Below are 23,824 nucleotides of genomic sequence, written 5' to 3'. Positions count from 1 at the left end.
TCATGCTCCTTGATAAAGACGCCAGAAGAAGATCGCGGTCATGCCGAGGCCGATCACGGCGATCAGCAGACGCAGGGTGTCGCGCGGGATGCGCCGGGCCACGGGCGCGCCTGCATAGCCGCCGGTGATGGTGCCCGCCGCCATGATCGCGGCCGGTCCCCAGGCGACCGCGCCGCCCGCCGCGAAGATCGCGAAGGCCACCACCGACAGCGCGAAGGACATCCAGCATTTCAGCCCGTTCATCTGGTGCAGGTCGGTCATGCCCCACATCGCGAACATCGCCAGCAGCACGATCCCCAGGCCGCCGTTGAAATAGCCGCCATAGATCGCCACCGGCATCAGGATGCCCAGGCCGAAGGGCTTGACCACCGACCGCCAGCGCGACGCCATGCGCCGCACGTCGTCGGCGAAGGAAAACACCAGCGTCGCGGTCAGCAGCAGGAACGGCACCAGGGCCGAGAACGCCTTGTTGGAACTGACCAGCAGCAGCCCGCTGCCCACCGCGCCCCCGACCATCGTCCAGACCGTCAGCTTCAGGAACGGCGCGCCCTGGATGGCGCGGATGTCGCCGCGAAAGCCGATGGCCGAGGCGAGATAGCCCGGCAGCGCGGCCACGGTGGTGGTGGCATTGGCGACGACCGGCGGGATGCCGATGAAGACCAGCGCGGGAAAGGTGATGAAGGTGCCGCCGCCCGCGACCGCGTTCAGCATCCCGCCAAGCAGCCCGGCGAAAAACAGCAGGGCAGCTTCCAGCATGGGCGGCCTTCCGGTTCGTGAACGGCTTCGTCAGCCGCGGGATTCGATCGGTTGCGACGCTAGCGGCAGGACTGCAAGGGCACAAGCCCCGGCCTGCCGCGCCGCCTGCCCATCCTTTCGGCGGACCTGCCTGTTTTCCGGGCGGCGGCGGCGGATGCATGTTAGCGACCTTCAAGGGCGAAGAAATGTCGCAAACGGTGTTGCGCCTGTCCCGTGGCGCTGCTTAACGTGTTGATGCGCTGATCAAGAAAACAGAAACACGGGGAGAGCGCCTTTTGCTGGACGACCGCCACGGCGATGCCTTCGTCGCATTCGAGCATGTGCAAAAAAGCTATGACGGACAAACGCTTGTCGTCAAGGACTTGAACCTGTCCATCGGCAAGGGGGAATTCCTGACCATGCTTGGCCCCTCGGGGTCGGGCAAGACGACCTGCCTGATGATGCTTGCGGGCTTCGAGACCGCGACTCATGGCGAGATCCGGCTGGCCGGGCGGCCCATCAACCAGGTGCCCCCGCACAAGCGCGGGATCGGCATGGTGTTCCAGAACTATGCCCTTTTTCCGCACATGACCGTGGGGGAAAACCTGTCCTTCCCGCTGGAGGTGCGGGGCATGTCCAAGTCCGACCGCGAGGCCCGCGTGGCGCGCGCGCTGGACATGGTGCAGATGGGCCGCTTCATCAACCGCCGCCCCGCGCAACTGTCGGGCGGCCAGCAGCAGCGGATCGCGCTGGCCCGCGCGCTGGTCTTCGACCCGGAACTGGTGCTGATGGACGAACCCCTGGGCGCGCTGGACAAGCAGCTGCGCGAACACATGCAGTTCGAGATCAAGCACCTGCACGAACGCCTTGGAATCACGGTGGTTTACGTCACCCATGACCAGGGCGAGGCCTTGACGATGTCCGACCGCGTGGCGGTCTTCAACGACGGCCGCATCCAGCAGCTTGCCGCGCCCGCCGACCTTTACGAACGCCCCGAGAACAGCTTCGTCGCCCAGTTCATCGGCGAGAACAACAAGCTGCCCGGCACCATCGAGGAGCTGTCGGGCGACAAGGCCCTGGTGCGTCTGGCCACCGGCGAGGTGATCGACGCGACCCCGGTGAACGTGACGGCCAAAGGCCAGCAGACGCTGGTGTCCATCCGCCCCGAGCGGGTCGAGTTCAAGCCCGAGATGATGCCCCCCGGCGCCCACATGATCGGCGCGACGGTGGTGGACGTGATCTACATGGGCGACATCCTGCGCGCGCGCCTGAAGGTGGCGGGCAGCGACGATTTCGTGATGAAGATGCGCAACACCATCGGCCAGACCCGGCTGGAACCCGGCCAGCGGATCAAGGTCGGCTGGCACCCGGCGGATGCCCGTGCGCTGGATCCGGTCTGACGGGCCGGCCCACGAATGACGGCGAATGCCGCATGTCCTTGCAGTTGGAGTGATAGATGAAAAAGACGCTTGCCCTGACCACCGCGCTTGGGCTGATCGCCCTTCCCGCGCTGGCCGACGTGAACCTGCTGTCCTGGGGCGGGGCTTACGGCAACAGCCATCTGGAAGCCTATGCCAAGCCCTTCGAGGCCGAGACGGGCATCAAGGTGACGATGGCCGACGCCGACAACCCCGCCACCCCCATCAAGGCCATGGTCGAGGCCGGGAACGTCACCACCGACGTGGCATCCGTCGAATATGCCGACGCGGTGCGGCTGTGCGACGAAGGGCTGCTGGAAACCATTGACCCCGCGATCCTGGTCGCGGCCGAGGATGGAACGGCTGCGGCGGACGACTTCATCGAGGGCGCTGTCACGGAATGCTTCGTGGCGACCGATGTCTATTCGATGGTTCTGGCCTTTGACGACAGCAAGTTCCCCGACGCCAAGCCCGCCACGCCCGCGGATTTCTTCGACCTTCAGAAATTCCCCGGCAAGCGCACCATGCGCAAGGGCGCCAAGTTCAACCTGGAACTGGCCCTGATGGCCGATGGCGTTCCCGCAGCCGAGGTGTACGAGGTGCTGGGCACACCCGAGGGCGTGGACCGCGCCTTCGCCAAGCTGGACACCATCAAGGACGACGTGATCTGGTGGGAAGCCGGCGCGCAGCCTCCGCAACTGCTGGCGGATGGCGAGGTCGTGATGGCCTATGCCTTCAACGGCCGGATCTTCAGCGCCGCGCAGGGCGAAGGCAAGCCCTTCGAGATCATCTGGGACGGCCAGATCTATGAAATGGAAGGCTGGGTCGTGCCGAAAGGGGCCGCCAACCTGGAGGACGCGATGAAGTTCGTGGCCTGGACGACCTCGCCCGCGCCGCAGGCCCGCGCGGCGGAATTCATCAGCTATGGACCCCCGCGCAAATCGGCGGCGGCCCTGGTCGGCAACATCGAGGGGACCGATCAGCCGATGGGTCCGCACCTGCCCACGACCGCGGCGAACATGACCAACGCCCTGGCGTCGAACCTGGAATTCTGGGTGGATCGCGATGCCGAGCTGAACGAACGCTTCAACAGCTGGCTGGCCAGCTGACCGGATCGGGGGCGGGTGCTGCCCGCCCCCTTGCCCCGGAAGGGGCCAAGAACAAGGGGCAACACACCCCATCACCAACGGGAGTAAGAACGTGAAAACCACTCTGGTTCTATCCACCGCCCTTGCCGGCATGGCCTTCGCCGCGACCGCGCAAGAGGTCAATGTCGTCTCCTGGGGCGGCGCCTACGAGGTCAGCCAGGTCGAGGCCTATAACAAGCCCTTCACCGAGGCGACCGGCATCACCGTCAACATGATCGCCGCCGACAACCCCTCGACCCCGCTCAAGGCGCAGATCGAGGCGAACAACATCACCGGCGACGTGTTCGACATCGAGGTGTCCGACGCGATCCGCCTGTGCGACGAGGGCGCCCTGGTCGAGATCGACCCGGCGACGCTGCCCCCCGCGCCCGACGGCACCCCCGCGGCCGAGGATTTCATCGACGGCGCGTTGCAGGATTGCGCGGTCGCCAACATCTTCTGGGGCACGGTCATCGCCTTCGACACCACGAAGTTCACGGGCGAAAAGCCTGATTCCGCGGCGGATTTCTTTGACACCGAGAAATTTCCCGGCAAGCGGGGCCTGCCCAAGAACCCCAAGCGCACGCTGTATCTGGCGCTGATCGCCGATGGCGTGCCCGCAGACCAGATCTATGACAAGCTGGGCAGCCCCGAAGGCGTCGATCAGGCCTTTGCCAAGCTGGATACCATCAAGGACGACGTGGTCTGGTGGGAAGCCGGCGCGCAGCCCGTGCAACTGCTGGCGGACGGAGAGGTCGTGATGGCCACCGGTTACAACGGCCGTTTCTTCGACGCCATGGTGGGCGAAGGCAAGCCCTTCGAGATCATCTGGGACGGGCAATACATGGACATGGACATGTTCGCCATTCCGAAGGGCGCGCCGAACCCCGAAGCCGCGATGGAATATCTGAAATTCGCCACCGACACGCAGCGGCTGGCGGACCAGGCGAAATACATCGCCTATGGCCCGTCGCGCAAATCCTCGGCCGCGCTTGTGGGGCTTTACAAGGACGGCAAGACGGAAATGGCGCCGCACATGCCGACCAATGCGGAATACATGACGACCGCCGTGATGGACGATCCGACCTTCTGGGCCGACCACGACGCCGAACTGACCGAACGGTTCAACAGCTGGCTGGCCGGTTCCTGATAACGATTGCCGCCGTCCCTGCCGGGGGCGGCGGCCCTGATACCTTGGGGAAGACATGGCGAACGCTTTAGATCCGCACGCGGCCATCGCGACGACGGCCGGTGGCCTGACCGACGGGGGCCTGACGGACGGCGCGCTGCGGACCGCCGACGGCAGGCCGCTGGTCCGCGCCCTGGCGCGGTCGCAATCACTAGCCCGCCGCCGCGCCTTTCTGCTGGTGCTGCCGCTGCTGGCCTTCATCCTGATCACCTTCGTGGTGCCGATCGGGCAGATGCTGCAACGGTCCTTCTACAACGACGGCTTTTCGGCGCACATGCCGCAACTGTCGCAATGGTTCGCAGGCAACCCGCGCGGCGCGGAACCCGACGAGGCCGCCTGGGCCGCGCTTGCCGCCGACCTGCAAGCAAGCGCCGAGGCGCGCACCATCGGCATCGTCGGCACCCGCATCAACTACGACGTGCCGGGCACGCGGTCGCTGTTCACCGCGACCGGGCGGCAGGTGCGGCGCGGGATCGAGCCGCCCTATCAGGCCGCCCTGCTGGAGATCGACGAGGATTGGGGCGATCCCGCCCTGTGGTCCGCCATGCGCGAGGCGTCCAGCCCTCTGACCGGCAACTTCTACCTGGCCGCCCTGGACCGCACCCGGGCCGACGACGGCAGCATCCAGCAGGTCGAGGAACGCCAGCAGGTTTACGTGATGCTGTTCATGCGCACCTTCTGGCTGTCGCTGGTGATCACCGTCATCACCTTCGTGCTGGGCTTTCCCGTCGCGCATCTGCTGGCCACCCTGCCGATGCGGAAATCGAACCTGCTGATGATCCTGGTGCTGCTGCCCTTCTGGACCTCGCTTCTGGTGCGCACCACAAGCTGGATGGTGCTGTTGCAACAGCAGGGGGTGATCAACGACATCCTGACCTGGCTTGGCGTGATCGGGCCGGACGGGCGGTTGCAGATGATCTACAACCAGACGGGCACGATCATCGCCATGACGCATATCCTGCTGCCCTTCATGATCCTGCCCCTCTATTCCGTGATGCGCACCATCAACCCGTCCTATGTCCGCGCCGCGCGGTCCCTGGGCGCGACAAGCTGGACCGCGTTCCGCCGGGTCTATTTCCCGCAAACGCTGCCGGGGTTGGGGGCAGGGGCGCTGCTGGTGTTCATCCTGGCCGTGGGCTACTACATCACGCCCGCGCTGGTCGGCGGATCGTCGGGGCAGTTGATTTCCAACATGATCGCGATGCACATGACCGACACGCTGAACTGGTCCATGGCCGCGGCGCTGGCCGCGCTGCTGCTGGGCGCGGTCCTGCTGCTCTACTGGGTGTATGACCGCATGGTCGGCATCGACAACCTGAAGCTGGGGTGATCCATGGCAGTTCCCACCTATGCAACCCCGCTGGAGCGCGTCTGGCATTACGCCTATCTGGTGATCTGCGGGCTGATCTTCTTTTTCCTGATCGCGCCCATCGTGGTCATCATCCCGCTGTCCTTCAACGCGGAACCCTATTTCACCTTCACCGACCGGATGCTGTCCTTTGACCCCGAGGGATACAGCTTGCGCTGGTATCGCAGCCTGCTGACCTTCGGGATGCAGAACCCGGACGCGACCGGCTGGGCCTTCTGGTCGGATGCCTGGGCCAATGCGAACTGGGTCAAGGCCGCCAAGAACTCGATCATCATCGGGGTGGCCTCGACGGTCGTGGCGACGGGGTTGGGCACGCTGGCGGCTCTTGGCCTGTCGCGCCCCGAGATGCCGTTCCGCCGGGCGATCATGGCGATCCTGATCTCTCCCATGATCGTGCCGCTGATCATCACGGCGACGGGGATGTTCTTTTTCTATTCCAACCCCTGCGAGTTGCTGGGCATCTTCGGCCTGCCCACGAATTGCGGGCGGCTGGCGGGCACCTATGTCGGCGTGATCCTGGCCCATGCCACGCTGGGCATCCCCTTCGTCATCATCACCGTGACGGCGACGCTGGTGGGCTTCGACCAGTCGCTGAACCGGGCGGCGGCCTCCCTGGGGGCCAACCCGCGCACGACCTTTTTCCGCGTGACCATGCCGCTGATCCTGCCGGGCGTGATCTCGGGCGCGCTGTTCGCCTTCGTCACCTCGTTCGACGAGGTGGTGGCCGTGCTGTTCATCGCAGGCCCGGACCAGCAGACCATCCCGCGCCAGATGTGGAACGGCATCCGCGAGCAGATCAGCCCCGCCATCCTGGCAGTGGCGACGCTGCTGGTGATCTTCTCCATCGCGCTGCTGACCACGGTGGAGTTGTTGCGGCGGCGGTCGGAGAGGATCCGGGGCGTTACGCCGCGTTGATAGCGAAGGCCGGGGGTTTCACACCCCCGGACCCCCGTGGGATATTTGGGCAAAGGTGAAGGATCAGGGCAGGATCGCCAGCCACATCCAGATCGACAGGATCGAGATGGCGGTGGCGACCAGAACCGTGGTGGCCGCGACCCGCTTGGCGGCGCCGTAGAGGTTCGCGAACAGATAGGCGTTCACGCCCGGCGCCATGGCCGCCGTCATCACGGCCGACCGCAGGCCCGCCTCGTCCAGTCCCGTGATCCGGGCAAGGGCATAGACGATGCCCGGATGGACCAGCAGCGAACAGGCGCAGCACATCGCGATGGCGCCCGTGTCGCCTTCGGGGCGATAGCGGTAGAGGACGCCGCCCAGGCCGAACAGCGCGGCGGGCAGGGCGGCGTCGGCGATCATGTCCACGGCAGCCCAGAAGCCTTCGGGCATGACCAGGCCCGCCTGTTGCAGCACGTTCATGGTCATGCCCGCCAGGATGCCGATCACCAGCGGCGTTCGCAGCACCCCCGTCATGGCGCGCAGGGCGACCCGGCCCATGGACAACCCGCTGCCATGGGCGCGGGTAAACTCCATGAACGTGATGCCGAAGGTATAGAGCAGCGGCGAATGAATCGCGATGATCGCCCAGTTGCCCGACAGCGAGCCGGGCCCATAAGCGCGTTCCATGATCGGGATGCCCAGCAGCAGGCTGTTGGAAAACAGGCAGGTGAAGCCGATGGCCACGCAATCCATCGGCGGGCGGCGGAAGACGAACCGCGCCCCCGCCCAGCCGATGAGGAAGCTGGAGAATGCGCCGATATAAAAGGGCAGCAGCAGGGCCGGGCGGAACTCGGTCCCCAGGTCCAGCCGCGACATGGACGCGAACAGCAGCGTGGGCGCGGCGAAGTTCTGGGCGAAGACCATCAGCCCGTCCACCGCGCTTTCGCGGAAGATGCCGCGCCAGGCCACCAGATAGCCGAAGCCCACGATCAGGAAGACCGGGACAATGATGGTGAACAGCGCGCTCATAGCGCGGCGGGGTGGTCGGGGGTCTGGGCCGTGGTTTCAATGACCATGCCGTCGAAGGCAGGCTGGATGTGGTCGGGGGTGCTGGCCGCAACCGTGGCGTAATCCATGTCGATATGCATGTTCGTCAGCACCCCGCGCGGGCAGCCCGAATGCGCGATCCAGTCCAGCGCCTGCGCCAGATGGGCGTGGCTGGGATGGGGCTGCGGGCGCAGGGCGTCGCAGACGAAGACCTCGGCCCCGTGGATCAGGGGCCAGGCGGCGTGGGGGATCTCGGACACGTCGGGCAGATAGACCAGGCCGCCGATGCGCAGGCCCAGGGCGGTGATCTCTCCATGCTGGACGCGGAAGGGGATCAGCGTGACCGGGCCGCCGGGACCGTCCACGGTGATCGGGCCGTCGATCAGATGCAGGTCGCAGATGGGCGTGTAGTAGCTGCCGGGCGGGGTCTTGAAGATATAGCCGAAGCGGTCCAGCAGCTGTTCCGACGTGGGGATGTCGGCCCAGGCGGGGATCAGCCGGCCCGCGTTGAAGGCCACCTGCCGCAGGTCGTCGATGCCGTGGATGTGGTCGGCGTGCGGGTGGGTGAAGACCACGGCGTCCAGCGTGGCGACGTTGGCGTCCAGCAGTTGCGGGACCATGTCGGGACCGGTATCCACCAGCACCTGCGTTGTGCCCTGGGAACCGGGGCGTTCGACCAGCAGCGAGCAGCGGCGGCGGCGGTTCTTCGGATTGGCGGGGTCGCAGGCGCCCCAGCGGTTGCCCAAGCGCGGCACGCCGCCCGAGGATCCGCAGCCCAGGATCGTCGCCCGAATCATGCGGCCTTCCAGAACAGGCGGTCGAAATTGGCCGAGGTTTGCGCCGCAAGCTGCGGATAATCCATGCCAAGGGCCTCGGCCATGATGGCGGCGGTCTTCGCCACATAGGCCGGTTCGTTGCGCCTGCCGCGATGCGGGGGCGGGGCGAGATAGGGGCTGTCGGTTTCCACCAGGATGCGGTCCACCGGGGCTGCGGCGAAGATCGCGCGCAGGTCCGAGGATCGCGGAAAGGCCGCGATGCCGGACATCGACAGATAGAAGCCCAAATCCAGCGCCGTTTGCGCCAGGGGCGCGCCGGAGGTGAAGCAGTGCATCACGCAGGCGAAGGCGCCCGCGCGGTGTTCATCCGTCAGGATGCGGGCCATGTCGTCGTCGGCGTCACGGGAATGGATGATCAGGGGCAGGCCCGTGCGGCGCGCGGCCTCGATATGGACGCGCAGGCTTTCGGCCTGCCGGGCGGCGCTGTCGGCGGTGTAGTGGTAATCGAGACCCGTCTCGCCGATGCCCACGAATTTCGGATGGGCGGACAGGGCGACAAGCTGGTCCACCGTCGCCATGGGTTCCTCGGCCGCGCTCATGGGGTGGGTGCCGGCGGCGTAGAAGACGGCCTCGTATCGTTCGGCTAGGGCGCGGACCTGCGGTTCCTGACGCAGGCGGGTGCAGATCGTCACCATGCGGGTGACGCCTGCCGCGCGGGCGCGGGCGACCAAGACGTCGTGTTCGCCGTCGAAGTCGGGGAAATCCAGGTGGCAATGGCTATCGACGACAGGCGGGGGGGCCGCATGGGGCATGGATCAACCTTTGGCTGGCAGGGCGGATCGCGCGGGCGGCAGATGCGCCAGTTCCAGCAGCATATCCATCACCAAGGCGGAAGGGTCAAGGTTGACCGCCCGCCCGGTCCGCGCCCGCGCCGACAGCCGCGCCTGCGCGTCCGCCCAAGCTCGGGCGGCGTGATCGTCGGGCGAGATGCGGGCCAGCAGCGCGCCTTCGCCGCGCGCGGCCTGGGGCAGGGGGGCGCCCATCAGCCCGGCGCGGGCGGTGCGGGCCAGGAAGCGGTCCAGCACCGTCATGGTCAGGTCGAAGGGATCGCCATCGGCCCCCGCGCGGCCTGCCGCCGCGTCGGCAAAGGTTGCGGCCAGCGGGCGGTCAAGGCGGGGCAGGGTCGCCATCAGGTCCACAAGTTGCTGATAACGGTCGAGGCCCCCTTGGCCCGCCAGCCGCAAGGCCTCGCCCACGGAACCGTCGGACAGGGCGGCCAGCGCCTCGGCATCCTCGTCGATGCCCAGCTGCGACAGGACGTTGCCCATCTGCGCCGGGTTCAGCGGCGACAGGCGCAGGGTGCGGCAGCGGGACCGGATCGTCGGCAGCAGGCCCGCGGGCTGGTGGGCGACGATCAGGATCAGGGCGTCGGCGGGCGGTTCCTCCAGCACCTTCAGCAGGGCATTGGCGGCGGCCACGTTCATGTCGTCGGCGGCGTCGATGATGGCGATGCGGCGCCCGCCCTCGGCCGCGGAGAGGTGAAAGAAGGACAGCAACCGCCGGATTTCGTCCACGGTGATCTGGGCCGACAGCCGCCCCGCCTTGTCGTCCCAGGAGCGGCGGACCAGATGCAGGCGCGGTTCCGACAAGGCAGCAATGCGCCGCGCCTCGCGCGTGTCGGTCGCGCCGAAGGGACCGGAAGCCCCCGCCAGCATCCAGCGGGCGATGGCCCAGGCGAGCGTCGCCTTGCCCACGCCGCGCGGGCCGGTCAGCAGCCAGGCGTGGTGCAGCCGCCCGCCCCGCGCGGCCTCGGTGAACTCGGCGATGGCATGGTCCTGGCCGATCACCCGGTCCGTGTGGCGCGGATGGGGCGCGCCGGGAACGCGGTCGGGTTCGGGAATGTCGTCGGGATCGGTCTTCACAATGCGGCCTGGATGCGGGCGGCGACCTCGGCCTGGGTGCCGCTGCCGTCGATCAGGCGCACGCGGGCCGGGAATTCATCGGCAAGCGCGCGGAACCCCTGCGCCAGGCGCTGCTGGAAGGACAGGCCCAGGCTTTCAAAGCGATCCTCGGCCCCGCCGCGCGCATTGCCCCGGCCAAGCGCCGTTTCGGGGTCCAGGTCGATGACGAAGGTCAGGTCCGGTTCAACCCCGATCGCCAGATCGTGCATCCGGTCCACGAGGCCGCGCAAATCGCCACGCGTGGCACCCTGATAAACGCGGGTCGAATCGGCGAAGCGGTCGGTGATGACGGTCCGGCCCGCAGCCAAGGCTGGGCGGATGGTGCGTTCCAGGTGGTCGCGGCGGGCGGCGGTGAACAAAAGGCACTCGGTTTCCGCCGACCAGCGTTCGCCCGCGCCCTCCACCAGCAACCGCCGGATCTCCTCGGCCCCCGGGCTGCCGCCGGGTTCGCGGGTCAGGACGACCGCGCGGCCCTCGGCCTGCAGGGCCTCGGCCAGCAGGCGGGCCTGCGTGGACTTGCCGCAGCCGTCGATCCCCTCGAAGCTGATGAACATCAAAGGCCGGCGGCCTCGACCGCCTTGTGGCCAAGCCGCATCACCGCGCCCTTCATCCGGCCCGCGAAGCCGGCCTCGGGCACGTCCTCGGCGGCCAGCAGGGGGGTGATGGCCTCTTGCGTGCCGGGCATGGTCACGACCAGGCGGCCGATGGGGTCGCCCTTGGCGATGGGGGCGGGGATGGGGGCGTCGTAAACCGCCTCGACCTTGACCTGGTCCTGCGATCCGGCGGGGACCAGCACGTTCACGCCGTCCTTGGTGGTCAGGCCCACGCGGGACCGGGCACCCAGCCAGACCGGAGCCTCCAGCACCGTCTCGCCCGCGGGCACCAGCGTTTCCATGCTGAACTGGCGGAAGGCCCAGTTGGCGATGCTCTCGGATTCCTCGGCCCGCGCGGTGTCGGACGGCAAGCCGCTGATGACGAAGATCACCCGCCGCCCGTCCTGCACGGCGGACCCGACCAGGCCATAGCCCGCCTCCTCGGTGTGGCCGGTCTTGAGGCCATCGGCCCCGATGTCCAGCTTCAACAGCGGATTGCGGTTGAAGCGGTTCGACGGCACCCGGTCCATGTAGCGGAACTCGGTCAGCGAAAAATCGTCGTAGTACTGCGGAAAGTCCCGAATGATGTGCATCGCCAGCATCCCCAGATCCTCGGCCGACATGACATGCCCCTCGGCGGGCCAGCCGGTCGAGTTCCTGAAGACCGAATGCTTCAGCCCCAGCGTTTTCGCGCGTTCGGTCATCTGGCGGGCAAAGGCTTCCTCGGTTCCGCCAAGGCGTTCCGCCAGCACGACGCAGGCATCGTTGCCCGACAGCACGATGATGCCCTTGATCAGTTGTTCGACCGTCGGGGTATCGGACGGTTCCACGAACATCTTCGAGCCGCCCATCTTCCAGGCCCTTGTCGAGACCGGAACCGCCTCGTCCATCTTCAGCGCGCCTTTTTCCAACGCCTCGAACACCATGTAGAGCGTCATCAGCTTGGACATCGAGGCGGGCGGGATCGGCACATCGGCGTTCTTGGACATCAGAACGGTGCTGGTGTTCACGTCGTAAACCCAGGCCGAGGTCGCGGTGGTCTCGAACGCCTGAACCGGGGCGGCCAGACACAGAAGGACCAGAAGCCTTGTCAGGAATGCACGCATGGAAAGTCCTTTGCCTGTTTGGCGCCGATGGTTACAGCATGGCCCCGCCCCTCGCAACGCGGGCCACACGCATTCCGGGATATTTGAACGTCAGTTCCCCGTGGCCTCGCGCCAATGGCGGCGGCACAGGGACACATAGGTCTCGTTGCCGCCCACCTGCACCTGCGCGCCTTCGGTAATGGTGCGGCCCGCCTCGTCGCGGCGGATCACCATGGTGGCCTTGCGCCCGCAATGGCAGATGGTGCGGACCTCGCGCAGGTCGTCGGCCAGCGCAAGCAGCGCCGCGGATCCGGGGAACAACTCGCCCCGGAAATCGACGCGCAACCCATAGCACATGACGGGGATCCGCCCGTCGTCGGCCACGCGAGCCAGTTGCCAGACCTGGGCAGGGGTCAGGAACTGCGCCTCGTCCACGAAGACGCAGGCGCAATCCCCGCCGCGGTCCCGGACCAGCGCGGCCATGTCGGTGGCCGCGTCGAAGGTCAGCGCGTCCTCGCCGATGCCGATGCGGCTGGCGATGCGCCCCGGCCCCGCGCGGTTGTCGATGGCCGCCGTCAGCAGCAGCGTCCCCATCCCCCGCTCGCGATAGTTGTAGGACGCCTGCAGCAGCAGCGTGCTCTTGCCCGCGTTCATCGTGGAATAGTGGAAATAGAGCTTGGCCATGCCGCCAGTTACCCCCGGGCGCGGCTCTCATCAAGCCTTGCCGCCGCGCCGACAAGCTGGCACCAAGCAGGCTTTGATCAATCCCGGGAAACCCGATGCGCGATCCCCTGTTCCGCATGGCCGTCGTGCTGGGCGTCCTGTCCGCCGTGGGTCCCTTTGCCATCGACATGTACCTGCCCGCGCTGCCGCAGGTCGCGGCCGATCTTGGCACGACCGAGGCCGGGGCGGCGCTGACGCTGACCTCCTATTTCATCGTCTTCGGCATCGCGCAGATGATCTATGGCCCGATGGCCGATGCCCTGGGGCGCAAGACGCCGTTGGTGGTCGGGGTGGCGATCTTCACCGTCGCAACCGTCGCCGCCGCCCTGGCGCCCACCCTCGGCTGGCTGATCGCGGCGCGTGCCATGCAGGGTCTTGGCGCGGCGACCCTGATGGCCGTGCCGCGCGCCGTCATCCGCGACGTGGCGACTGGGCCACAGGCCGCTAAGGTCATGTCCACCATCATGATCGTCATCGCCGTCTCGCCCATGCTGGCCCCCTTGACCGGGTCGGTCATCATGGCCTGGGGCGGCTGGCGAGAGATCTTCGCCGTGCTGGCTGTCGCCGCGCTGGTCAGCCTGGCCCTGATCCTGTTTGTCCTGCCCGAGACGCTGGCCCCCGAACACCGCCGCCCCGTCAGCCTGCGCCCGATGCTGTCGGGCGCGCGCCGCCTGCTGACCGACCGCCGCTTCATGGGGCTGACGATGATCGGCGGCTTCGGCATGGCCAGCTTCTTCGTGTTCCTGTCCAGCGCCAGCTTCGTCTATACCCGGCAATACGGGCTGTCGCCGACCGGCTTCTCGCTGGCCTTCGCGGTCAATGCCGTGGGCTTCTTCGCGGCGTCCCAGTTCGCGGGACCGATGGCGCAACGGCACGGGATGGAGCGGGTGATTTCCCTGGCGATCACCGGGTTCGCCGGGATCATGATCGCCTTGGCGGCGGTCGTCTGGCTGGGCCTCGATGCGCTGCCGGTCGTCATGGCCGGATTGTTCCTGGGCAACGCCTGCCTGGGGCTGGTGATGCCCACGGCCATGGTCATGTCGCTGGATCCCCATCCCGACATCGCCGGGCTGGCCTCATCCCTGGGCGGGACGTTCCAGATGCTGACCGGAGGCTTGATGATCGCGCTGACCGGGCCGTTCATGAACAACAGCGCCGCCAGCATGGTCACGGCCATCGCGCTTTGCGCGGCGCTTGCCTGGGCTGCCGCCGCAGCATCCCTGCCGCGCCTGCGCCTGGCATGAAGAAGCCGCAGGGCGCGAACCCTGCGGCTTCTTCTTCACTTAAATATCCTCTGGGGTGAGACGCGCCCGGAAAAAGGTCCAGTGGACCTTTTTCAGCGGCGAACGCCTGCCGCTGGTGGCAGGCAGGGGGGGCGAAGCGCCCCCGGCGTCACGCCTGCCGGCTTTTCGGCTGACGCGAGGGACGGCGCGCCGGACGCTTGTTCGCGCCCGCGCCCATCGGCTTGCCCATGCCCGGACCACGCCCGCCCTGCGGACGGGCCGAGGGGATCGGTCCCACCGGCGCCTCGCCGCCGATGACCGGGATCGGCGCCTTCATGGCCTTCTCGATGGCGCGCAGTTCGCCGACCTCGCCTGGCGCGCACAGCGCCACGGCCCGGCCGTCGCGGCCCGCCCGCGCGGTGCGGCCGATCCGGTGGACATAGTTTTCCGGCACGTTCGGCAGGTCGTAGTTATAGACATGCGCGACCTCGGGAATATCGAGACCCCGCGCCGCCACGTCGGTCGCCACCAGAACCTGCGTCTGCCCCTTGCGGAAGGCGTCCAGCGCCCGTTCCCGTTGGCCCTGGCTCTTGTTGCCATGGATCGCGGCAACGGCGAAGCCCCATTTTTCCAGCAGCTTGGCCAGCTTTTCCGACCCGTGCTTGGTGCGGCCAAAGACCATCGCCAGCTCGCCCGGATGCTTGGACAGGTATTCCGCCAGCAGCGTGGCCTTGTCGCCCTGGCCCACGAAATGCACGCCCTGCGTGATCTGCTTGGCCGCCTGGCCCGGAGGGTTCACGGCCACCCGGACCGGATCGGTCAGATAGGTGTCCGACAGTTCCGACATCAGCTTCGGCATGGTGGCCGAGAACATCAGCGTCTGGCGGTCCCTGGGCAGCATCCGCGCGATCTTGCGCAGGGTGTGGATGAAGCCGATGTCCAGCATCTGGTCGGCCTCGTCCAGCACCAGATAGGTCGTGGCCTCAAGGCTGATGGCCCGGCGTTCGATCAGGTCCATCAACCGGCCCGGCGTGGCGATCAGCACATCGACGCCGCGCGACAGCCGCTCGGTCTGGGTGTTGATCGAGGCGCCGCCCACGACGCGGAAGGACCGGATCGGGGTGCCCTCGGCATAGGCGTCGATGTTGGCGGCGATCTGGGTCGCCAGTTCGCGGGTCGGCGCCAGGATCAGCGCGCGGCAGGTCTTGGGATCGGGCTTCTTGCCGAAGTTGATCAGCCGGGTCAGCATCGGCAGGCCGAAGGCCGCCGTCTTGCCGGTGCCGGTCTGCGCCAGGCCCAGCACGTCGCGGCCCTGGACGACCGCCGGGATCGCCTGGTCCTGGATCGGCGTCGGCTTGGTCAGCCCGAGCGCCGCGATGTTGGCGTTGATGCGGTGGTCAATGCCCATCTCGGCAAAGGGACCGGTGGGCAGCGGATCGCGCGCGGGCGCCCGGCGGCCTTCGTTCGCGTCGAAATTGGGCAGGTTGCGGGGCCGGGGCTTGGAGCCGCGCGAAGGGCGGCGGGTGGTGTTCTGTTCCATCAAACTCTCATCCTCGCATCCCCCGTATCGGACGCAAGGCAGGGGCCGCGTCCGATGCGCGGCGATCAGCAGGGATGCGGGCGCGATAGGGTGCCCGCAAGCCTCCCCGCGTGAATGGGAAACTGGAATGAGATGCCGGACCCTTGGCGAAAACGCGGCTGCTCACGCGGCAGCGGGTAGCGACAGGGACCACATGGGGCTTCACGGTCTGCAAGTCAAGCAGGATCGACGGCGCGGCGCCCCGCGGGCCGTTAAGGAAGATGAAGATTTGAAGTGGCACGGGGCGGAAGACCATGCAAAAATAACACGGAATCAGTGTTAACCCGTGCAATCGTTGCCTTTCTTGCAGGAAAAATCATGGCGATCATCAAGACCAGCTATCAATCCGATAGCTTTGCAATGGACCTCAATTACTATGACCGCTGGTTCTACGAAGATTTTTTCTACAACGATTCCTACCTTACGCTCAGCGGAAGGGTTTATCAGGATACCTACCTGATCAACGGCTTCGACGGCGACAACGACCTGGTGCTGGGTCTTGGCGGAACGGGCATCACCTTCAACTGGCAAGGCGATGTCATTGGCGGAACCGTCGGCGGGATTTCCGAAGCGATCTATGATGGCCCGGAAGTCCTGTCGATGCAGGGATTTTCCGTGTCGGCCGTCAGCCTTTACCAGGCCGCCCTGACCTACGGGAACGCTGACGACCGGGCGGTGCTGTCGTCGATCATGGCGGGCAACGACACCGTCACCCTCAGCGCCTACAACGACCGGTTTGAAGGCTGGGCGGGGAACGACCAGATGTTCGGCAACGGCGGAAACGACACGCTGATGGGCGGGACCGGCGGCGACATGCTGAACGGCGGCGGGGGCAACGACCGCCTCGTGGGGGCCGATGGGAATGACCGCCTGATCGGCGCCGCGGGTAACGACCTTCTGGAAGGCGGAGGCGGCAGCGACATGCTGGACGGCGGCACGGGCCGCGACCGGATGCAGGGCGGCCTTGACGCGATCCGGGACGTGTTCATCTTCCGCGCCGCTGCGGAAACCGCACTTGGCGCGCAGCGGGACGAGATCCTGCAGTTCCGGGCGGGTCAGGACGACATCGACCTGTCGCTGATCGACGCCAATGCCGCCCGCGCGGGAAACCAGGCCTTCGCCTTCACGGGCACGGCTGCCGCCGCCCATTCGGTCTGGTATGTGAAACAGGCGGACGGCGTCCTGGTGCGCGGCGACCTGAACGGCAACAAGATCGCCGATTTCGAGATCTGGGTGGACGACGCGGCGCGCCTTGGCGCGAGCGACTTCATCCTCTAGGCGCGGTCCGCCGTGTCCAGCCAGATCGTCACCGGCCCGTCATTCACCAGCCGCACCGTCATGTCGGCGCCGAAGCGGCCGGTCTGGACCGCGATCCCCTGCGCGCGCAGGCTTTCGGCAAAGCGTTCGTAAAGCCGCCGCCCGTCGTCAGGCGCGGCGGCAGAGGAAAAGCCGGGGCGGTTGCCGGTGCGGGTATCGGCGGCCAGGGTGAACTGGCTGACCACCAGGGCGCCCCCGCCGATGTCCAGCAGCGACCGGTTCATCCGGCCCGCCTCGTCGCGGAAGATGCGCAGCTTGGCCACCCGGGCGGCCAGCTTGTCGGCAGCCCCTTCGTCATCGCCGGCCATGGCGCAGACCAGCACCAGCAGGCCCGGCCCGGTCTGGCCGACAACAGTGCCCTCCACCACGACCGACGCCTCGGTCACGCGTTGGACAAGCGCCCGCATCAGCCCAGCACGATCCCGGTGACGACCAGCAGCAGCCCGATCATTGATAGCGCCAGCGCCCCCATGTTGACGGCCAGCACCGGCCGCATCCGCTCGCGCAGCGCGGCGTCATCCAGCCCGGCCTTGCGCGCGCGGGCCACCGTCAGGATGCACCAGACCAGCGCCGCGACCCCCGCCAGCGTCAGCGCCGCGCCGCCCCAGATCAACCCCTCGAAAACCCTCATCGCGCACCCCCGTTCATGCCCATGCGCCCTAGCGGCGATTGCGCCGCGCGGCAAGACCGCCTAACAGATGCCCCCAAAGACGGGCAGGATCACACGGAAGGAAAACCCATGAAGGACGAGCAGGCCTACAGCGTCGCGGCGGATGAGCTGCGCCAGTTCATCGAGCAGTTCGAGCAGCTGGAAGCGGAAAAGAAGGACATCGCCGAACGCCAGAAAGAGGTGATGGCCGAGGCCAAGGCCCGCGGATACGACACCAAGGTGATGAAGAAGATCGTGGCCCTGCGCAAGCGCGACCGCGACGACATCGCCGAGGAGGAGGCGATCCTGGAAATGTACAAGCAGGCGCTTGGCATGGGCTGAGTCCCTATTTCCTTTGACTTCCCGTGTCTGATCCCCTAAAAGCCGCCCCTTCGGCCCTGAAATCCAGGGCGGCGGACGCGGGGAGATGTCTGTCGCAAGGATCGCGGTGCCTTCACGGGTGTCCGCACCCCCGATTCTGGCGATGACATGACGAACGATATGATAGCCGCGCCCCTGGCCGCGGCGCTGGCGGCCAAGGGCTATGCCAGCCTGACCACGGTTCAGGACGCGGTCCTGGAAAGCGACGCGCAGGGGCGCGACATGCTGGTCTCGGCGCAGACCGGATCGGGCAAGACGGTGGCCTTCGGGCTTGCCATCGCGCCGCAACTGCTGGACGGCGACACGCTGCCCGATGCGGTGGCCCCCCTGGCGCTGGCCATCGCGCCGACCCGAGAACTGGCCTTGCAGGTCGCGGCGGAACTGGGCTGGCTTTACGCCCAGGCAGGCGGCCGGATCGCCACCTGCGTGGGCGGCATGGATTACCGCGGCGAACGCCGCGCGCTGGAACGCAACCCCCATATCGTCGTCGGCACCCCCGGCCGCCTTCGCGACCACCTCGAACGCGGATCGCTGGATCTCTCGGCCCTGCGCGTCGCCATTCTGGACGAGGCGGACGAGATGCTGGACATGGGCTTTCGCGAGGATCTGGAATTCATCCTGCATTCCGCGCCCTCGGACCGGCGCACGCTGATGTTCTCGGCCACCGTGCCGCCCGCGATCGAACAGATGGCCCGGACGTTCCAGAAGGACGCGCTGCGCGTCGCGGCCCAGGGCGAATCGCGCCAGCATGTGGATATCGAATACCGCGCCTTCACCGTGGCCGCCCGCGACCGCGAACCCGCGATCTTCAACCTGCTGCGCCTGCACGAGGCGCAGACCGCGATCATCTTCTGCAAGACGCGCGCCAACGTGAACCACCTGCTAGCGCGCATGGGCAACCGCGGCTTCAAGGCCGTGGCGCTGTCGGGCGAGTTGAGCCAGCAGGAACGCACTCATGCGCTGCAAGCCTTGCGCGACGGGCGCGCCAAGGTCTGCGTGGCGACCGACGTGGCCGCGCGCGGCATCGACCTTCCGGGGCTGGAACTGGTGATCCATGCCGACCTGCCCACCAATTCCGACACGCTGCTGCACCGTTCCGGCCGCACGGGCCGGGCAGGGGCCAAGGGCGTGTCCGCCCTGATCGTGACGCCCGCCGACCTGCGCAAGGCGCAGATGCTGCTGAAACGCGCCCGCGTGGACGCCGAATGGGGACCGGCGCCGTCCGCCGACGAGGTTCGGGCGCAGGACGACACCCGGATGCTGGATCACCCCGCGCTGAAGGACGGCGCCGACGACGATGCCGCCATGGCGCAGATGCTGCTGGACCGTTTCGGCGCCCAGCGGGTGGCCCAGGCCTTCATCGGCCTGTGGCGCGAAGGCCGCCCCGCCCCCGAGGAGCTGACGGTGCTGCAGGACCGCGCCCCGGCGGCGGCCCGCGAACGCCCGCCCTTTGGCGAGGCGGTCTGGTTCCAGCTGTCCGTGGGCCATACGGGGCGGGCCGAGGCACGCTGGCTGTTGCCCAAGATCTGCGACGGCGGCGGCATCACCCGCGATGCCATCGGCGCCATCCGCGTGCGCCAGGACGAGACCTTCGTCCAGATCGCCGTGGAGCAAGCCGGCAAGTTCGGCAAGGTGATGGAGCTTGAGCCGGGCCTGACCATGCGCCGCCTGGAGGGCGAGCCGGATCTGGACCGCGCCCCCCGCCCGGCCGAGCGTCCCGCCCCCCGCAAGCCCGAGGCAGAGTGGAAAAAGCCCGCGCCCCGCGAGACGGCGGACGAGGCCCCGGCCAAGCCCAAGAAGGCGCGCTGGACGCCCGAGGAGCGCAGCGCGAAGACGGGCAGGGCCGGTCAGGATAACGCCAGGCCCGCCACTCCCGGCGGCTTCCGCGCCAAGGCCGCGCGCCCCGAGGGGGCCAAGGAACGCGGCAAGTTCGCTGCCCCCCGCAACGGCGGAAAGCCGCGCAAGGGCGAACGCTGAAAAGGCCCGCTGCCCGATCCAGGGCGTGCGGCGGTCTGCCGCCGCGCATCCTGCAAGGGCCGATGCAAATCCAAGAATAATGTTGACCTTGGGTCAAACTCGTCTCACGCTGAACTCGCTGTTCTAGTTAACGGAGTTTGCGTGATGATTAAGCGTGTTGGTCCTTCCGACGGGGATGCGGGCACGCGCCGCAATCCCCAGCCAGCGCAGGTTCTTCAGAAAAAGGATTTCGTTGACCGCGTTGTTGCCGCAAGCGGCGCCAAGAAGGCGGACGCCCGCCCCATCATCGAGGCGACCCTTGCCCAGTTGGGCAAGGCCTTGTCCGCAGGAGAGACCTTGGCCGTGCCGCCCCTTGGCCGGGCCAGGGTCAACCTGGAACGGGACCAGCGGGGCGGCGAGATCATCACCCTGCGTTTGCGCCGGCGGCCGGGCAGCATCCGGCAGTCCGCCCGTCCCTCCGCTTCGGACTGATGTCCGCCGATTCGGCCTTGCGGTCGTCTTTCCTGCCTGCTAGATGCTGCGCCCACGGGTGATTAGCTCAGCGGTAGAGCGCTTCGTTCACATCGAAGATGTCAGCGGTTCAAATCCGTTATCACCCACCATCCTTCCCTCGCCGCGTCGTCAGATCATGAAAACTCCTGTCACCGACGCCGCGATCCTGTCCGTCGCGCCCATGATGGACTGGACCGACCGGCATTGCCGCGTCTTCCACCGCCTGATGTCGCGCCGGGCGCTGCTGTACACGGAAATGGTTACCGCCCCCGCGATCCTCCATGGCGACCGGCCGCGGCTGCTGGATCATGACGCTTGCGAACATCCCCTGGCGCTGCAACTGGGCGGATCCGATCCGCTGGAATTGGCGCAGGCCACCCGCATCGCCGCCGCCTGGGGCTATGACGAGATCAACCTGAACGTCGGCTGCCCCAGCGACCGGGTGCAGTCGGGCTGCTTCGGGGCGGTGCTGATGAAGACGCCCGATCTGGTGGCCGACTGCGTGGCCCGCATGATCGACGCCAGCCGGGTCGAGGTCACGGTGAAATGCCGCATCGGTGTCGATGACCAGGTGCCCGAGGACGTGCTGCCCGCCTTCCTGGACACCATGCGTGCGGCGGGCATCCGGCGCATCGCGATCCACGCGCGCAAGGCCTGGCTGCAAGGGCTAAGTCCCAAGGAAAACCGCGACATCCCGCCCCTGGATTATCCCTTGGTCCATCGGATGAAGCGGCAGTTCCCGGACCTGCACCTGTCGGTCAACGGCGGCATCGCCAGCCTGGACGCCGCGCGCGAACACCTGCGCGTCATGGACGGCGTGATGGTGGGACGTGCCGCCTATCACCAGCCCTGGGACATCCTGGGTGGGGCCGACCGCCTGTGGGGCGACACGCCGCCTTTCGACCACCCCGAACAGGTCGCCCAGGCGATGCGCCCTTACATCGCCGCGCATCTGGCGGCAGGCGGGCGGCTGCACCAGATCACGCGGCACATGCTGGGCCTGTTCCACGGAATGCCCGGCGCGCGCGGCTGGAAACGCACCCTCTCCGAAGGCGCATCCAAGGGTGGCATCGAGGTCTATGACGCCGCCCTGCGGCAGGTCACGCAACTCGCCGCCTAGTCATTCACCTTTGCTCAAATATCCTGGGGTGAGGCCCGAAGGGCCGAGGGGCAAAGCCCCTCACTCCGCCGCCTTGGCCTGATCCCACAGCCGGTCCATCTCGGCCAGGTCGCTGTCCTCGGGGCGGCGGCCCTGTTCCGCCAAGGCGGCCTCTATGGCCTGAAAGCGGCGCGTGAACTTGGCGTTCGCCCGGCGCAGTGCCTGTTCGGGGTCGATCTTCAGATGCCGCGCCAGGTTCGCCATCACGAACAGAAGATCCCCGAATTCCTCCTCCAGCGCCTCCGGTCCCAGGCTGTCGCGCGCCTCGACCAGTTCGGCGGTTTCCTCGCCGATCTTGTCCAGAACATCCGCCGGGCCGGGCCAGTCGAAGCCCACGCGGGCCGCGCGGTTCTGCAGCTTGACCGCGCGCGTCAGCGCGGGCAGGCCCAGGGCCACGCCGTCCAGGGTGCCGCGTTCGGCCTTGCCCGCGCGCTCGACGGCCTTGATAGCTTCCCAGTCCTTGACCTGCTGTTCGGCGGACTTGTCGCGGGACTCATTCCCGAAGATATGCGGATGGCGGAAGACCAGCTTGTTGGACACCGCCGCCGCGCAATCGGCGAAATCGAACATGCCTTTCTCATCAGCCATTTGCGCGTGGAACACCACCTGCAGCAGCAGGTCGCCCAATTCGCCCGGCAACTCGTTCCAGGCCTGCCGGTCGATGGCGTCCGCGACCTCGTGTGCTTCCTCGATCGTGTAGGGGGCGATGGAGGCGAAATCCTGCTCGATGTCCCAGGGGCAGCCCGCCTGCGGGTCGCGCAACTGCGCCATGATGTCGATCAGGCGGGCGATCTCGGTCCCGGCGTCGCGGTCTGCCTTGGTCATTGCGGTTTCCCCCGGCTTCTGTCCTGATGGGCCATTGCCACAGCGCAGGGGTCAAGTCCACATGCCCGTCCTGAACCGCATCGCCGAATTTTCCGACGACATGACCCGCTGGCGGCGGCACCTGCACCAGCATCCCGAACTGGGCTTCGACTGCTACGGCACCGCCGCCTTCGTGGCCGAACGCCTGCACGCGTTTGGCGTGGACGAGATCCACGACGGCATCGGCAAATCCGGCCTTGTCGGCATCATCGAAGGTCAGGGACCGGGCCCCACCATCGGCCTGCGCGCCGACATGGACGCCCTGCCTATGGAGGAGGCGACGGGCCTCGATTACGCATCCACCGTGCCGGGCCGGATGCACGCCTGCGGGCATGACGGGCACACCACCATGCTGCTGGGCGCCGCGCGATACCTGGCGGAAACGCGCAATTTCGCGGGCCGCGTCGCGCTGATCTTTCAGCCGGCCGAGGAAAACGGCGGCGGTGGCCAAGCGATGGTGGGGGACGGCATGATGGACCGCTTCGCCATCACGCGGGTCTTCGCCATGCACAACAACCCCGGCCTGCCCGTGGGCATGATGAACACCACGCCCGGCCCGATCATGGCGGCGGTGGACACGTTCGAGATCCATGTCCAGGGCCGGGGCGGGCATGGGGCGATGCCGCACCTGACCGCCGATCCCATCGTCGCCGCCGTGGCGGTGGTGAACGCGATCCAGACGATTTCCAGCCGCAACCATTACGCGCTGGACGACCTCGCCCTGTCGGTCACGCAGATCCATACGGGCAGCGCCGACAACATCGTGCCCGACACCGCCTACATTTGCGGCACGGTACGCACCTTCGCCCCCCATGTCCGCGAGATGGTGCGCCGCCGCATGACGCAAATCTGCGAAGGCCAGGCCGCGGCCTATGACGTGGCGATCCGGCTGGACTACGCCCCCGGCTATCCCGCCACCGTCAACGACCCCGCCCAGACCGCCTTCGCCGTCGATGTCGCGCAAGAGATCCTGGGCCAGGACAATGTCTCGGGCGAGTTCGGGCGGGAAATGGGGGCCGAGGATTTCAGCTACATGCTGGAGGCGCGGCCCGGCTGCTATCTGTTCATCGGCCAGGGCGACACGGCCAGCGTCCATCACCCGGCCTATGACTTCAACGACGCGATCTCGCCCATCGGGGCCAGTTTCTTCGCGCGTCTTGTCGAACGCGGGCAGCCCATCCTTCGCTGACGTTCACGATCCTGTTCGGCGCCCGGCCTTTCTTGCCAAGCAGGGGCGGCGGGGATAGGTTGCGCGCCAATCCGGGC

General features: G+C 67.5%; 24 protein-coding genes and 1 tRNA gene. 13 read left to right on the top strand and 12 right to left on the bottom strand.

Annotated features, from left to right (window positions below):
- Positions 1-756 carry a sulfite exporter TauE/SafE family protein gene (locus GIY56_RS01195; RefSeq protein WP_154762989.1) on the bottom strand — a complete coding sequence of 252 codons (756 nt, stop codon included), beginning with the start codon at positions 754-756 and terminating at the stop codon, positions 1-3.
- Positions 757-1,031: 275 nt separating this feature from the next.
- Here GIY56_RS01195 and GIY56_RS01190 point away from each other — a divergent pair, with 275 nt between their 5' ends.
- The 5 genes from GIY56_RS01190 (at position 1,032) to GIY56_RS01170 (ending at position 6,753) form a co-directional block, all read left to right on the top strand.
- Positions 1,032-2,135, top strand: a complete 1,104-nt coding sequence (locus GIY56_RS01190; RefSeq protein WP_154762988.1) for an ABC transporter ATP-binding protein — start codon at positions 1,032-1,034, stop codon at positions 2,133-2,135.
- A 56-nt stretch (positions 2,136-2,191) separates the two neighbouring features.
- Complete coding sequence (locus tag GIY56_RS01185; RefSeq protein WP_154762987.1) at positions 2,192-3,262, top strand: ABC transporter substrate-binding protein; 1,071 nt, start codon at positions 2,192-2,194, stop codon at positions 3,260-3,262.
- Positions 3,263-3,353: 91 nt separating this feature from the next.
- The gene (locus GIY56_RS01180; protein WP_328288402.1) at positions 3,354-4,430 is read left to right on the top strand and encodes an ABC transporter substrate-binding protein; all 1,077 of its coding nucleotides are present in this window, start codon (positions 3,354-3,356) and stop codon (positions 4,428-4,430) included.
- Positions 4,431-4,485: 55 nt separating this feature from the next.
- Positions 4,486-5,799, top strand: a complete 1,314-nt coding sequence (locus tag GIY56_RS01175; protein WP_154762986.1) for an ABC transporter permease — start codon at positions 4,486-4,488, stop codon at positions 5,797-5,799.
- 3 nt (positions 5,800-5,802) lie between these two features.
- The gene (locus GIY56_RS01170; RefSeq protein ID WP_154762985.1) at positions 5,803-6,753 is read left to right on the top strand and encodes an ABC transporter permease; all 951 of its coding nucleotides are present in this window, start codon (positions 5,803-5,805) and stop codon (positions 6,751-6,753) included.
- Between the two features lie 63 nt (positions 6,754-6,816).
- Here GIY56_RS01170 and GIY56_RS01165 read toward each other — a convergent pair whose 3' ends face one another.
- The 7 genes from GIY56_RS01165 to GIY56_RS01135 form a co-directional block, all read right to left on the bottom strand.
- Positions 6,817-7,761: an AEC family transporter gene (locus GIY56_RS01165; RefSeq protein ID WP_154762984.1), complete on the bottom strand. Its 945-nt coding sequence runs from the start codon at positions 7,759-7,761 to the stop codon at positions 6,817-6,819.
- The gene (locus GIY56_RS01160; RefSeq protein WP_154762983.1) at positions 7,758-8,576 is read right to left on the bottom strand and encodes an MBL fold metallo-hydrolase; all 819 of its coding nucleotides are present in this window, start codon (positions 8,574-8,576) and stop codon (positions 7,758-7,760) included. Before GIY56_RS01160 ends, GIY56_RS01165 begins: the two co-directional genes overlap by 4 nt.
- The gene (locus tag GIY56_RS01155; protein ID WP_154762982.1) at positions 8,573-9,367 is read right to left on the bottom strand and encodes a TatD family hydrolase; all 795 of its coding nucleotides are present in this window, start codon (positions 9,365-9,367) and stop codon (positions 8,573-8,575) included. The genes GIY56_RS01160 and GIY56_RS01155 overlap by 4 nt, the downstream gene beginning before the upstream one ends.
- 3 nt (positions 9,368-9,370) lie before the next feature.
- Positions 9,371-10,480 carry a DNA polymerase III subunit delta' gene (locus GIY56_RS01150; protein WP_328288421.1) on the bottom strand — a complete coding sequence of 370 codons (1,110 nt, stop codon included), beginning with the start codon at positions 10,478-10,480 and terminating at the stop codon, positions 9,371-9,373.
- Complete coding sequence (tmk, locus tag GIY56_RS01145) at positions 10,474-11,070, bottom strand: dTMP kinase (protein WP_154762981.1); 597 nt, start codon at positions 11,068-11,070, stop codon at positions 10,474-10,476. Before tmk ends, GIY56_RS01150 begins: the two co-directional genes overlap by 7 nt.
- Entirely contained in the window at positions 11,070-12,215 is a 1,146-nt protein-coding gene (locus tag GIY56_RS01140) for a D-alanyl-D-alanine carboxypeptidase family protein (protein WP_154762980.1), read from the bottom strand. The genes tmk and GIY56_RS01140 overlap by 1 nt, the downstream gene beginning before the upstream one ends.
- A 90-nt stretch (positions 12,216-12,305) precedes the next feature.
- A complete protein-coding gene (locus tag GIY56_RS01135) occupies positions 12,306-12,878 on the bottom strand; it encodes a thymidine kinase (RefSeq protein WP_154762979.1) in 573 nt (190 codons plus the stop codon).
- 95 nt (positions 12,879-12,973) lie between these two features.
- Between GIY56_RS01135 and GIY56_RS01130 the strand changes: the two genes are divergently transcribed.
- A complete protein-coding gene (locus GIY56_RS01130) occupies positions 12,974-14,161 on the top strand; it encodes a multidrug effflux MFS transporter (protein ID WP_154762978.1) in 1,188 nt (395 codons plus the stop codon).
- A gap of 148 nt (positions 14,162-14,309) precedes the next feature.
- Here GIY56_RS01130 and GIY56_RS01125 read toward each other — a convergent pair whose 3' ends face one another.
- Positions 14,310-15,680: a DEAD/DEAH box helicase gene (locus GIY56_RS01125; RefSeq protein ID WP_154762977.1), complete on the bottom strand. Its 1,371-nt coding sequence runs from the start codon at positions 15,678-15,680 to the stop codon at positions 14,310-14,312.
- A 357-nt stretch (positions 15,681-16,037) separates the two neighbouring features.
- On the opposite strand from GIY56_RS01125, the gene GIY56_RS01120 reads away from it, so the two are divergent.
- Positions 16,038-16,997, top strand: coding sequence for a calcium-binding protein (locus GIY56_RS01120; RefSeq protein ID WP_154762976.1), 960 nt, complete (start codon positions 16,038-16,040; stop codon positions 16,995-16,997).
- Here the strand turns inward: GIY56_RS01120 and dtd are convergent.
- Positions 16,994-17,443: a D-aminoacyl-tRNA deacylase gene (gene dtd / locus GIY56_RS01115; RefSeq protein WP_154762975.1), complete on the bottom strand. Its 450-nt coding sequence runs from the start codon at positions 17,441-17,443 to the stop codon at positions 16,994-16,996. The genes GIY56_RS01120 and dtd overlap by 4 nt on opposite strands.
- Positions 17,443-17,667: a hypothetical protein gene (locus tag GIY56_RS01110; RefSeq protein ID WP_154762974.1), complete on the bottom strand. Its 225-nt coding sequence runs from the start codon at positions 17,665-17,667 to the stop codon at positions 17,443-17,445. The genes dtd and GIY56_RS01110 overlap by 1 nt, the downstream gene beginning before the upstream one ends.
- A gap of 108 nt (positions 17,668-17,775) precedes the next feature.
- On the opposite strand from GIY56_RS01110, the gene GIY56_RS01105 reads away from it, so the two are divergent.
- From GIY56_RS01105 to dusA, 5 genes are all read left to right on the top strand, one after another.
- Positions 17,776-18,027 (top strand): DUF2312 domain-containing protein, encoded by a 252-nt coding sequence (locus GIY56_RS01105; RefSeq protein WP_154762973.1) that lies wholly within the window; start codon positions 17,776-17,778, stop codon positions 18,025-18,027.
- A gap of 147 nt (positions 18,028-18,174) precedes the next feature.
- Positions 18,175-20,043, top strand: a complete 1,869-nt coding sequence (locus GIY56_RS01100; protein WP_154762972.1) for a DEAD/DEAH box helicase — start codon at positions 18,175-18,177, stop codon at positions 20,041-20,043.
- A 144-nt stretch (positions 20,044-20,187) separates the two neighbouring features.
- Positions 20,188-20,514, top strand: coding sequence for an HU family DNA-binding protein (locus tag GIY56_RS01095; RefSeq protein WP_154762971.1), 327 nt, complete (start codon positions 20,188-20,190; stop codon positions 20,512-20,514).
- Between the two features lie 56 nt (positions 20,515-20,570).
- A tRNA-Val gene (locus GIY56_RS01090) sits at positions 20,571-20,645 on the top strand.
- Between the two features lie 26 nt (positions 20,646-20,671).
- A complete protein-coding gene (gene dusA, locus GIY56_RS01085) occupies positions 20,672-21,655 on the top strand; it encodes a tRNA dihydrouridine(20/20a) synthase DusA (RefSeq protein WP_154762970.1) in 984 nt (327 codons plus the stop codon).
- Between the two features lie 60 nt (positions 21,656-21,715).
- On the opposite strand, the gene mazG is transcribed toward dusA, so the two are convergent.
- Positions 21,716-22,519: a nucleoside triphosphate pyrophosphohydrolase gene (gene mazG / locus GIY56_RS01080; protein ID WP_154762969.1), complete on the bottom strand. Its 804-nt coding sequence runs from the start codon at positions 22,517-22,519 to the stop codon at positions 21,716-21,718.
- A gap of 61 nt (positions 22,520-22,580) precedes the next feature.
- Here mazG and GIY56_RS01075 point away from each other — a divergent pair, with 61 nt between their 5' ends.
- Complete coding sequence (locus GIY56_RS01075; protein ID WP_154762968.1) at positions 22,581-23,747, top strand: M20 aminoacylase family protein; 1,167 nt, start codon at positions 22,581-22,583, stop codon at positions 23,745-23,747.
- Positions 23,748-23,824: the final 77 nt, after the last annotated feature.

The sequence above is a fragment of the Paracoccus lichenicola genome (assembly GCF_009708075.1).
GTDB lineage: Bacteria > Pseudomonadota > Alphaproteobacteria > Rhodobacterales > Rhodobacteraceae > Paracoccus > Paracoccus lichenicola.
The sequence above is the reverse complement of the archived record's forward strand: the minus strand, read 5'-3'. Positions and strand labels throughout refer to the sequence as shown.

Coding starts and splice junctions, on each gene's coding strand:
- GIY56_RS01170 (WP_154762985.1), top strand. CDS start 5,803: ATGGCAGTTCCCACCTATGCAACCCCGCTGGAGCGCGTCTGGCATTAC.
- GIY56_RS01165 (WP_154762984.1), bottom strand. CDS start 7,761: ATGAGCGCGCTGTTCACCATCATTGTCCCGGTCTTCCTGATCGTGGGC.
- GIY56_RS01095 (WP_154762971.1), top strand. CDS start 20,188: ATGATTAAGCGTGTTGGTCCTTCCGACGGGGATGCGGGCACGCGCCGC.
- mazG (WP_154762969.1), bottom strand. CDS start 22,519: ATGACCAAGGCAGACCGCGACGCCGGGACCGAGATCGCCCGCCTGATC.
- GIY56_RS01185 (WP_154762987.1), top strand. CDS start 2,192: ATGAAAAAGACGCTTGCCCTGACCACCGCGCTTGGGCTGATCGCCCTT.
- GIY56_RS01195 (WP_154762989.1), bottom strand. CDS start 756: ATGCTGGAAGCTGCCCTGCTGTTTTTCGCCGGGCTGCTTGGCGGGATG.
- dusA (WP_154762970.1), top strand. CDS start 20,672: ATGAAAACTCCTGTCACCGACGCCGCGATCCTGTCCGTCGCGCCCATG.
- tmk (WP_154762981.1), bottom strand. CDS start 11,070: ATGTTCATCAGCTTCGAGGGGATCGACGGCTGCGGCAAGTCCACGCAG.
- GIY56_RS01135 (WP_154762979.1), bottom strand. CDS start 12,878: ATGGCCAAGCTCTATTTCCACTATTCCACGATGAACGCGGGCAAGAGC.
- GIY56_RS01075 (WP_154762968.1), top strand. CDS start 22,581: ATGCCCGTCCTGAACCGCATCGCCGAATTTTCCGACGACATGACCCGC.
- GIY56_RS01155 (WP_154762982.1), bottom strand. CDS start 9,367: ATGCCCCATGCGGCCCCCCCGCCTGTCGTCGATAGCCATTGCCACCTG.
- GIY56_RS01175 (WP_154762986.1), top strand. CDS start 4,486: ATGGCGAACGCTTTAGATCCGCACGCGGCCATCGCGACGACGGCCGGT.
- dtd (WP_154762975.1), bottom strand. CDS start 17,443: ATGCGGGCGCTTGTCCAACGCGTGACCGAGGCGTCGGTCGTGGTGGAG.
- GIY56_RS01105 (WP_154762973.1), top strand. CDS start 17,776: ATGAAGGACGAGCAGGCCTACAGCGTCGCGGCGGATGAGCTGCGCCAG.
- GIY56_RS01100 (WP_154762972.1), top strand. CDS start 18,175: ATGACGAACGATATGATAGCCGCGCCCCTGGCCGCGGCGCTGGCGGCC.
- GIY56_RS01160 (WP_154762983.1), bottom strand. CDS start 8,576: ATGATTCGGGCGACGATCCTGGGCTGCGGATCCTCGGGCGGCGTGCCG.
- GIY56_RS01125 (WP_154762977.1), bottom strand. CDS start 15,680: ATGGAACAGAACACCACCCGCCGCCCTTCGCGCGGCTCCAAGCCCCGG.
- GIY56_RS01130 (WP_154762978.1), top strand. CDS start 12,974: ATGCGCGATCCCCTGTTCCGCATGGCCGTCGTGCTGGGCGTCCTGTCC.
- GIY56_RS01120 (WP_154762976.1), top strand. CDS start 16,038: ATGGCGATCATCAAGACCAGCTATCAATCCGATAGCTTTGCAATGGAC.
- GIY56_RS01110 (WP_154762974.1), bottom strand. CDS start 17,667: ATGAGGGTTTTCGAGGGGTTGATCTGGGGCGGCGCGGCGCTGACGCTG.
- GIY56_RS01140 (WP_154762980.1), bottom strand. CDS start 12,215: ATGCGTGCATTCCTGACAAGGCTTCTGGTCCTTCTGTGTCTGGCCGCC.